Annotated in this window: 10 protein-coding genes; 5 read left to right on the plus strand and 5 right to left on the minus strand. The window is 48.3% G+C overall.

The genetic code is table 11. The annotated features are described in order from the left end of the window. Position 1 precedes the first annotated feature (1 nt). On the plus strand, positions 2-388 hold the full coding sequence (gene tnpA / locus Q0991_RS17305) for an IS200/IS605 family transposase (protein WP_299490611.1): 387 nt from the start codon (positions 2-4) through the stop codon (positions 386-388). A 129-nt stretch (positions 389-517) separates the two neighbouring features. On the opposite strand, the gene Q0991_RS17310 is transcribed toward tnpA, so the two are convergent. After that, positions 518-2902, minus strand: a complete 2385-nt coding sequence (locus Q0991_RS17310) for a calcium-binding protein (RefSeq protein WP_299490615.1) — start codon at positions 2900-2902, stop codon at positions 518-520. Positions 2903-3760: 858 nt separating this feature from the next. Between Q0991_RS17310 and Q0991_RS17315 the strand changes: the two genes are divergently transcribed. Beyond that, a complete protein-coding gene (locus Q0991_RS17315) occupies positions 3761-4417 on the plus strand; it encodes a CPBP family intramembrane glutamic endopeptidase (RefSeq protein ID WP_299490617.1) in 657 nt (218 codons plus the stop codon). Positions 4418-4532: 115 nt separating this feature from the next. On the opposite strand, the gene Q0991_RS17320 is transcribed toward Q0991_RS17315, so the two are convergent. Beyond that, the gene (locus Q0991_RS17320; protein WP_299490619.1) at positions 4533-5426 is read right to left on the minus strand and encodes an alpha/beta fold hydrolase; all 894 of its coding nucleotides are present in this window, start codon (positions 5424-5426) and stop codon (positions 4533-4535) included. Positions 5427-5802: 376 nt separating this feature from the next. Here Q0991_RS17320 and Q0991_RS17325 point away from each other — a divergent pair, with 376 nt between their 5' ends. Continuing rightward, positions 5803-6099 carry a hypothetical protein gene (locus Q0991_RS17325; protein WP_299490622.1) on the plus strand — a complete coding sequence of 99 codons (297 nt, stop codon included), beginning with the start codon at positions 5803-5805 and terminating at the stop codon, positions 6097-6099. An 18-nt stretch (positions 6100-6117) separates the two neighbouring features. Here Q0991_RS17325 and Q0991_RS17330 read toward each other — a convergent pair whose 3' ends face one another. The 3 genes from Q0991_RS17330 to Q0991_RS17340 form a co-directional block, all read right to left on the minus strand. After that, the gene (locus tag Q0991_RS17330; protein WP_299490625.1) at positions 6118-6366 is read right to left on the minus strand and encodes a hypothetical protein; all 249 of its coding nucleotides are present in this window, start codon (positions 6364-6366) and stop codon (positions 6118-6120) included. Positions 6367-6460: 94 nt separating this feature from the next. Beyond that, positions 6461-6886, minus strand: a complete 426-nt coding sequence (locus Q0991_RS17335) for a tetratricopeptide repeat protein (RefSeq protein ID WP_299490627.1) — start codon at positions 6884-6886, stop codon at positions 6461-6463. Positions 6887-6898: 12 nt separating this feature from the next. Beyond that, a complete protein-coding gene (locus Q0991_RS17340; RefSeq protein ID WP_299490629.1) occupies positions 6899-7255 on the minus strand; it encodes an iron-sulfur cluster assembly accessory protein in 357 nt (118 codons plus the stop codon). A 316-nt stretch (positions 7256-7571) separates the two neighbouring features. Here Q0991_RS17340 and Q0991_RS17345 point away from each other — a divergent pair, with 316 nt between their 5' ends. Both Q0991_RS17345 and Q0991_RS25235 read left to right on the plus strand, forming a co-directional pair. Continuing rightward, on the plus strand, positions 7572-8933 hold the full coding sequence (locus Q0991_RS17345) for an oligosaccharide flippase family protein (protein ID WP_299490632.1): 1362 nt from the start codon (positions 7572-7574) through the stop codon (positions 8931-8933). Positions 8934-9585: 652 nt separating this feature from the next. After that, complete coding sequence (locus tag Q0991_RS25235) at positions 9586-9825, plus strand: hypothetical protein (RefSeq protein ID WP_366524993.1); 240 nt, start codon at positions 9586-9588, stop codon at positions 9823-9825. Positions 9826-9877 lie beyond the last annotated feature (52 nt).

Here is a 9877-nt window from a genome sequence, read left to right on the forward strand (position 1 = left end):
CGTGTGGGTCACCAAGTATCGCTATCAGTTTCTCAAAGGCGAAGTGCAAAAACGATGTCGTGAATTGCTCATCCAGATAAGTGATGCAGAGGATATCCGCATACTAAAAGGGGTGGTCAGTAAAGATCGTGTTCATATGCTGATTGAGTATCCCCCGTCGAAATCGATCAGTGATATTGTCAAGCAGTTGAAAGGACGAATATCAAGACGTCTTCAGCAAGAGTATCGAGAGTTAGAGAAGCGATATTGGGGGAAACATTTGTGGGCCATAGGCTATGGAGCCTGGAGTACGGGCAATATCAGTGAGCAAATGGTGGAAGAATATTTGGAGCATCACCGTCCCGTGTCCAATAACGATGTCGTTAAGTTAAAACGAACAGAGACCTAATGCTCTAGCCATCTAGTCAGGTAAACAGCTAGAACTCAAAGTCCATAAGTTTCTCAATACACTTGCGCTAGCATCAGCGCTGCTAACTGATAGGATCAGCGGCAGGCTTCAAGCCTGCCGCTAACTTGTCTAGAGGATAAAGTTATCCGCTGTGAGGTCATTCACAGAGACATTTATCAGGAGGACCGAATCGTTATTGCCCAGCTCAATCAAGGTGCTAGTGCCCACCTGCGTAGCAGCGCCGCCAACACCCAAAATTTCGTCAATATCACTAAAAACAGCGCTGAAATCAAGAGCATCAATCTCGCCAACCGTTGAAAAGTCTAAGACGAAATCAGTTCCTGAATTTCTTCCAAACACGAACGTATCTTGGCCATTGCCACCAACGAAATTCTCGTTCTGACGGCTCCCAATCAAACGGTCGTTACCTCCACCCCCATCAATGACGCCATTCACGGTTCCATCAGTACCGTTAAAGATATCGTCAAAGTTACTCAGGATCACATCACCATTGATCTCACCTTGGTTATTAACGGTGACTCCAGCAGTAGCTGCACTCGCATTAATGGCAGCAGTTCCCCCGGTAATGGCGCCTTGGTTATTCAATTCACCATTAAGCGCTCCACTAATGTTGACCCCAATCTCATTTGCGGCAATCAAACCAGCGTTATTGATGTCGCCATCTAGCGTCACCCCAGTTTGAATATCGATGCCATCATCAGTGCCTAAGATCTGACCTCGATTATCCAAGTCACCTGCAAAGGTTGTAGATCCAGTCACACTCGTAAACAGACGAACACCATCGCCAGCCTGATTACCCACGCCATTGCCTCGACCTCGGATGATACCGTCATTTCGGAGAGAGGCCTCGACAATGTCGTCATCTTCATCGCCTGTCTGTAACGATACACCTGCACCGTTATTGCCTTCACCCGCATCAATCAACCCTGAGCGTCCATTAAAGATGGAATATGCTTCTGCGGTAGAGTCGGCGTAAACAGTACCGTTACGTTGATCACCTGTCCCCAGAATTTGGCCAAAGTTACGCAGATCAACACCCGAACCATCGATATTGACCGCTCGACTCCTGCTTTGAATCGTGCCACGATTGATGACCGTGGCATCATGCTCAGCATCGCCAAAATACAAACCATTTTGAGCACCATCAATGAGGCCGCCTCTGGCGTTAGTCAAAGTCCCTTCATAAGCCAGACCGTTTGAAAAGCGAACCGCAGCCGTTGCCCCTTGGAGACTCTCGGATAAAATGTCGCCTCGGTTAAAGATGTTGCCTCGATAGACTGTGCCTCCACCATCAACACCCGAGAAAATTCTTAGACCATCACCTGCTAAGCCTAAGTTAGCAGCTGCTTGGCCTCGACCTTGAATCGTACCAAGGTTCGTTAATGTCGAATGAACCACATCGCCAGCAACGTCTCCCGTCTGTAGGGCAATTCCTGCACCTTGGTTGCCTTCACCAGCATCAATAACGCCGTTTGGACCATTAAAAATACGGTAGTTGTCTGCGGTGGCATCTGAGTAGACGGTGCCATTGCGCTGATTGCCAGTCCCAACGATGGTGCCATTATTCAGCAGATCTACACCTGTACCATCGATATTGACGGCCCGACTGCCACTTTGAATCGTGCCAAAATTGCGAATTGTTAGATCATGATCTGCATTACCAATATAAAGACCATTCCGAGGACCATTAATCAGACCATCCCGGCCATTGATAATTTGCCCATCAAAGCCCACCCCATCTTCGACCACTAGGCCGCCGAGGAAACCCACATTGACTTCAGCGGTAATCGTACCGTTATTAATGACGGACCCACTAACAGAAGTCGCTGGCTGCCCTGATCCATTAAAAAAGCGAAGACCACTAGAACCATTGGCTGTTACTCGGCCTCCATTGGCAAAGACATCAGGCCCATCGCCTCGCCCTTGGAATAATCCATTGTTGATAATATTAATGCGCTCGCTGGTGGGATCACCCGCAGCCCCCACCTGCACCGATACAGCATCTCCAAGATTGCCTTCTCCCGCATCAATAATCCCTGGGCGTTGGTTGAGAAGCCGGAAGTTATCCACCGTGCCATCGACATATAGGGTCCCATTCCGCTGATCGTCAGTGCCGAGAATCGAGCCAGAATTGATGACAGTGCTGTCATCCCCATCGCTAATATCCACCGCACGGCTATCAGACTCAATGGTGCCTCGATTAATCAGCCGAAAGCGATTGCCAGTGGCACTGACACCATTGAATCCCCCATCGATTAGGCCCCGATTAAAGACGGTGCTGGCCACACCATTGGCTTCAATAGCGGTTTGATTGCTGTCGATAGAGGCGTTCTGTTCGACAACAACCTTGTTGAGGCCCCCCTCCGTAACCACGCTATTTTGATCACCTGTTTGTAAGTGTTGACCTGAGCGGACGCGCAGAGATTCACGGAATTCATCCAGTACGACAGGATTTCCCAGATCATCATTATTGATGAAGTTGATATTAGACATGGTTTTTTCTCCAGAATTTTCCTAGATAAATGGTTTGCATGTGGTCAGAACTCGGACTATCGCTCATCAGCAGGGAAGTAAGGCCGACAGATACGTCACACTGCAAAGCAAGGCAGCACAAGCCAACAGGTCGCCCAAGGAAGTAATGCCTGCAGGACATGCTGAAACTAGATGGTTCAGGTGGGTGGGTTCAACGGATAAAAGAACTCCAACCTGGATTTGAAAAAGACGTCAACTCACAAGCCGTTACGCAGGGCTTGGAGCGTTATTCAAATCAATGCGCTTGATTTCAATGACCTTACTGTTTTGACAATAACGGACCTGCAAAGCAAAAATGTCCCACTTTTTGCCTCAGTTTTTCGCAGGTAGTCAAGGTTTAGTTTTTCTGAAATATCCTTCTCATAAAGCTTTCAGCTTTCTCAGATTGCTTTCATTTAGGCTTTAGGTATCACTCAGACCCATTCAGGAAGAAGCCCGCTATTATTTTATTTATATAAAGAAAAACATGGATCTATGATTATTTGATTTTGTTACACCCGATCCACCGAAAAAATGCCTCACTTTTTACCTCAGTTGTTCCAGAAATTTAGGTGGCTGGCTAGGTTGGGGCAGTGCGATCGCAACATCCTCTCCTTGCAACACACCTATCCAGCTTTTAAAACTTTGGTAACCCTTACCCAATCAAGCGTCTTAGACCAGCCATCTTAGTGATCATAGTGGCATTCAATCACAATACCTATTTGATAGTAGGCCATTGTGACTGGAGCGATCTTTTGCTCTGTTTCAGTAGAGCACCGATAAACTTGAGGGGTAGAGTCGCAGGGAATCCATGCTGTTGCTACCAATTCTGGACAAACCATGACGATGAGAATCCAGTCCTTGCCCATACAGACGACCGTTGGACTCATCTTTGCTTTGGGTAGCTTACCCTGTTTGACTCTTCTTCAAAGGACGCCTCCAGATAGCTGGTTCGGGTATACCATCGGACTCTTCAGCTTAACCCTGGTGGGGAGTTGTGTCCTGGCGTTAGTGCTCTGGTGGGAACGACTACCCCTAACCAGTATTGGCTTGAAACCACCTACCATTGGAACGGTGATTTGGGGATTGGTGATGGTCTGTATTCAGCTCTATGTCATTACGCCTGTGGGCACTATCTGGGTCACGGCTTTAGAATTACCCAGTTTCAATGCGGGCATTGACAAACTACAAGATCTTCCCAGGACCTATTTACTGGCTTTAGGCGTTATATCTGGCTGCGTGGAAGAATTATGCTATCGAGGATACGCTACAGAACGCCTGGGAACTTTCACTGGAAAGCTAGCTTTTGGAGGATGCATAACGTTAATGGCGTTTGCATTATCTCATTTACCCTTTTGGGGATTAGGGGGCGTCTTCTTCACCCTGTTAGGAGGAAGCCTCTTCACGTTATTCTACCTGTGGCAGCGGGATTTGCTCGCCAATATGTTGGCCCATGCAGCAGTTGCTAGTATTCAGTTGTTATCCATCAGTGGCTAGGAAAATCTAAATAGTGGGAGAAACGGGAGAACTTTTACTCCCGCCTCTTCTTCAAACAGCGTGCTAAGGCAACTCTCAAGTTCTTGATCATTCCCACTGCGAGCGTTCCATAACGCTACTCTGCGAGCTGCTGCTGAATCCAACGGTGGAGTTCAGCATTGATCACCTCTGGGCGCTCGTCATGGGGGCAGTGCCCGGCATCGACTAAGACTAGCTCAGCCGCTGGATAGAACTGTTGGAATTTTTCGGCTTTCTGAGGCGTCATCCACGGATCGGCCGATCCCCACAGTAAGAACAGCGGACGATCCAAGCTTTGCAGCAACTGATCAAGCTTGCGTCCCGGAGGTGATTTAAACACCCCAGCAAAAACGCCCCGTGCGCCCTTATCGAGGGAAGGTCGATAGATTTCGTCCACTAGCCGATCCGTTACTGCCGATTGATCCTTATACACTTGGGACAGGGCTTTGCGGATATTTTCTGGCTGACGCATGCGGTTAAACAAAAAGTAGCTCATGACGTTGATTACAGGACGAGATCGCATCACCTTTTGCCGTTGGGCCTTCAATTGCTGTCGCCATTTCGGCAGTTCTAGCTTGGCCTCAACTTCTGTAAACGATCCGGCACAGTTCAGTAGCACCACGCCACGGGTCCATTCAGGGCAATCGACCCCAAAACATAGACTGGCGTAACCCCCCAAGGAATTCCCGGCAATAAATACGGGTTCTTGAATCACCGCTTCACAGAAGGCCTGTATCTGAGCGCGCCATAGGTCACCGGTGTAATCCATATTCGGCTTTTCCGAGCGACCAAACCCTAACATATCCACGGCCCACACCCGATAGTAACGGGAGAGTTCCTCAATATTTTTGCGCCAATGATCGGTGGACGCACCAAAGCCATGCAGCAAGACGATACAGGGGCCTTGGTCTCCTTTCTGTACGTAATGAATCCGCCATCCCCGCCACTGCCAATACTGGGCGTTTGGAGTCTGTTCTAATGCAACTGTCACAACTTGGTCCTTGAAAGTGTTGATTGAATCGGTTTGATGCCACCACGGGGTGGATCGAAATATTGGGAATATGACGATCCAGCATTACTGCAATGCTGACATAAAACCCTCTTTTTTATGCATACCCTAAATTTTTAGTCTTGTGGGTTTGCCGACCAGGAGTAAGAGGGGGCTCAAGCAATTTGCGCCGCAATCCTCACCTTTTGATCCCCCAGGGAATTCAATCCGGGAAGTCAAGTTGCCATTTGGACTGGGAACGATTAGATTATTAAAAACCAAACCTTGAGAATCCATTTAGGTACAAAGCCAAGCTTCGCGATTTTTGTACAATAAAAGTGTTTAAGAGAATGTTAGCGCTCAAGTTCAAACCATCATCATGCTGTCTCCAGATGAATTAATTGGCCAAAAAGTATGGGTGAAGGTTGAGCGGGATCCAGATTTTCCCGATCTTGATCCCTACCGTGTTCAAGCTGAAATCACTCAACCCACCTCACCTCCCTGGTTTTTCGCTCGCTACCAGGACCCTCCCAAACGCATCCGAGCAACGGGAAAATGGTTAACCCTGTATGAAACCCAACAAGCCGTACTCACCGATCCTGTAGTTGAATATGATCAGTGGGATGACGAAGACGATTTAGACGAGCTGTCCCCCGACGAATTCGAACGTCTCTAGCACTCCAGCCACGCGCATCTACTCTTGAGAAGACGGCATCCGTTTGCGGATCTGGCTAACAATGCCTGTAAAGATGGAGCCTGCCATCACTAGGCCAATGGCAGGTTGAATTATTTTGGGCCAGAGCGTATACCAGATATCAAACCCCAATGGAATGCCCATCTGCCGTCCTGCCAGCCCTACTAGAAACCAGACAAAACAGAAGATGACGAAAAACACGTCGATCATTAGGACGGTATTTATGCCATTGATCAGTTTTTCCCACATAGCCCTCTCTAACTTTTTCTGGCTGCAACGATAAAAGACGTGCGATCGCAAGTGCCTTTCCCCTTTATAAAGGGTAGCTACTCATAAAGCGGAACTACCCTTCGAACACCCAAGCTTGAACCCGCTCCAAGCTGGCCCAATTGGGCTTTCGCTTCAAGCCATCCTCAAAACTTTCTTTCAGTTCATCTCGCAATTCAGGCACAGCTAAGGCAATTTGCTGAGCAATTTCCACATGCTTGCGAACCCCTTTTTGCCCTGTTTCTAGCATGGCAACCGCCAAATTAACCCGCGCTTGCGGGTCCTGGGGATTGAGCTTCACCGCTTTTTGGGCCGCTTTATAAGCTGAACTATGCTTTTCTGCTAACAGATAAAGCCAGGCTAAGCAGGTCCAGGCAGGGCTACTTTTACGGGCGCGATCGCAAATGTCTTTAAAGACTGGAATCAAATCCTCAGCAGGCTCTCCAGCTTGATAGCGTTCTAAGGCTTCCTTAAAGACATCGTCAAGGGTAGTGTCAGTCATTCCCAAATTATCCTAGGCAGAGAAAGACGTTCCACAACCGCAGGTTTGCGTTGCATTGGGGTTGGTAAATTGGAAGCCCCCCCCAATCAAGGCATCACTGTAGTCGAGAACCAAACCATAAATATATAGCATGCTCTTGGGATCGGAAACGACTTTAAATCCGTCGTAATCAAATACTTCATCCGTACTCTGAATATTATTGGGATCTTCAAAATCCATTGTGTAGGACATACCAGAGCAGCCCCCGCCCCGGACCCCCACTCGTAAGCACAGATCCTTACCTTGCTTCTCTCGCAATTCCAGAACATGCTTAAGAGCGTTGTCAGTCATCATAATGCCGCGTTGTTGAGACTGAGTTGCTTCTGCCATGGTTTTACCTATTCCTTCTGCAAATCAATATAAACAACTGTTTCCAACATTCATTCTATCTCAGGGATTTTGCATCAATCGATTTCACGGGAATCCATGAGGCCAAAACAGCAACCATTTCCATCACAACCTCCGACCTGCAGCCGGTTGAAGGAACGCTGTATCCTTAAGCTTCCTTGGACAAGCTGTGTCTAGGGCTCAATACTCCCTTGGAAATGCCCTAATGGTAAACAGATTGGGCATCCCTGAGAGTATGGGAAAAGTGGGCTAGAGTTTAGAATTATAGACTCCGGGTTCATCACTATACGACCAGCCTATGGTATCCCTCAAAAAGTTGGTCATTCATGGCACCCTTTGGACGCTGATCGGGTATGGCGGCAGCCAAGGTCTCCGGTTTGGGGGCAATCTGATTCTGACCCGACTGCTATCCCCAGAACTCTTTGGGTTGATGGCCCTCACCAATATTTTTATTATTGGCCTTCAACTCTTTTCAGATCTGGGCACTGGCTGGAGCGTCGTCCAAAATAAGCGAGGCGATGATCCTGCCTTTTTGAATACTGCTTGGACCCTTGACGTTATTCGTGGGTTTGTTCTCTGGTTGGGTTGTCTAGTCATTGCCTGGCCGATTGCGACCCTTTACAACTATCCTGACCTACAGTGGCTTATTCCCATCGTCGGCATCACCACCATTTTCTCGGGCTTTGAATCTACGGCAGAGGCCCAGCTTGAAAGGCATCTCGATGTCCAGAAACAAGTCACGTTTGAGTTGTCAACCCAAGCCGTGGGTCTCATCATTATGATTCTCTGGGCAACCATTGCCCCGAGCATTTGGGCGCTAGTTGTGGGGGGGCTAGCCTCAACATCGCTCAAAATGGTGTGGAGTCACTTTCTTTTTCCAGGTTCCAGCAACCAATTGGCCTGGGATAAGGATGCTCTAAACGATTTACTTAATCTCGGTCGATGGATTTTTATTAATACAGCGCTCACTTTTTCTGCTGAGCAAGCAGACCGATTGATGTTGGGGGATCTCTTCTCACTGCGGTTGTTGGGGATTTACGGCATTGCCTTCACCCTCAGCGATATGCCCTATAAGGTGGTGATGAGCATCAGCAATAAGGTGATTTTTCCCGCCATCAGCAAAAGTATGGATCAACCCCAAGATATCCTCTTCCAAAAGATCCTCAAAAACCGCCGTCCCTTTCTTTTCGCCTCTATGTTCCTGGTGCTGGTTTTAGCTGGGTTTGGGGATCTACTGATCACGACGCTCTATGACGCCCGCTATCTTGATGCCGCTTGGATGCTTCCCATCCTGGCTTTGGGGATATGGCCTCGTTTGCTCTCCCAAACCAATGAACCCTACTTATTCGCCCTGGGCAAATTTCAATACACCACTTGCGGCAATGTCTTGCGTCTTGCCTGTACGATCATGGGCATCTGGATCGGCTTCCACTATTTTGGCAATGTAGGGGCAGTAGTGGGCGTGGCCCTCAATGATTTGTTTTATTATCTTGCCGTCAACTATGGTCTACTAAAAGAAGGGCTGAACGGCATCCTGCAGGACTTGCTGGCAACGTTTCTGTTACTGGGGTGTTTAGGGCTAACGATTGCGGTCCGTCTCCATTTGCATCTTGACTTGCCTATCCAATCACTCCTCAATCAGTCGGCAGGGCTGCTATGAGAGACATTCGCTTACTGATTGTTCAATATGCCGGGGACTATCAAGAAGCCTTCCTTCGCCTGGCAACGGGTGGTGAAGAAACTTACTATGCCCAAAAATATTCAGTGGATACGGTGGCAGCTCTGGGCGCTCAAATTGGGGAAGTGGCAACCCTTTGCTGTTTTACCGAACAACCTTACAACGAGCTAGTCGCGAGCCGAGTCCGAGCGATTGGGGCTGGATTTCAAGATAAAATCAACGTTCGCCAGTTGCTCAACATCATTATTGATTACCACCCCACCCATTTAGTTCTGCGGACCCCAATTTATAGAGTATTAACCTGGGCAATTCGCCATCAACTCAGCACTCTGGCCTTATTTGCTGAATCCCTCCCGACCCAAAGCCTTAAACAGAAAATTCGCAATTTTTTTCTGAGTCGAGCCCTAAACCATCCTCAAGTGGACTGGGTGGGCAGTTACGGTCTGACAGCCTCCCGAGCATTGCAGCGCATCGGTGTTTGCCCTCACAAGGTTATTCCCTGGGACTTTTGTGTAGAAGATTCCTCACAGATGTTTTCTCCCAAGCGTTTACGCCATCAGGCTCAAACCTGGCACCTCCTCTATATTGGTAGATTGGTAGCCTTTGCATCGGTAAAGGTATCGGCGACTTACTCATCGCAACGTCTTTTCTCAAAACCACAGGCTGGCCCATTCACTTACAAATCATCGGGCGAGACACGAACCATTACTGGGCTGCACAGATCCATCAATTACAGCTTGATGACTGCGTTGAGCTCTCAGGAATCATCCCCAATCATACGGTTGTTCCTCTGATGAGGGCAGCAGATTTAGTGGTGGTTCCCAGCCACCCTTTGGGGATGACAAGGGTTTCACAATGTGTTCTGAATCAGTGATAGCGCCCTCATGCCTCTCTGGTAATTGAGTCGTTTATGGGGTTTCAGTTGC

It is taken from the genome of Acaryochloris sp. IP29b_bin.137 (assembly GCF_028285745.1).
Lineage (GTDB): Bacteria > Cyanobacteriota > Cyanobacteriia > Thermosynechococcales > Thermosynechococcaceae > Acaryochloris.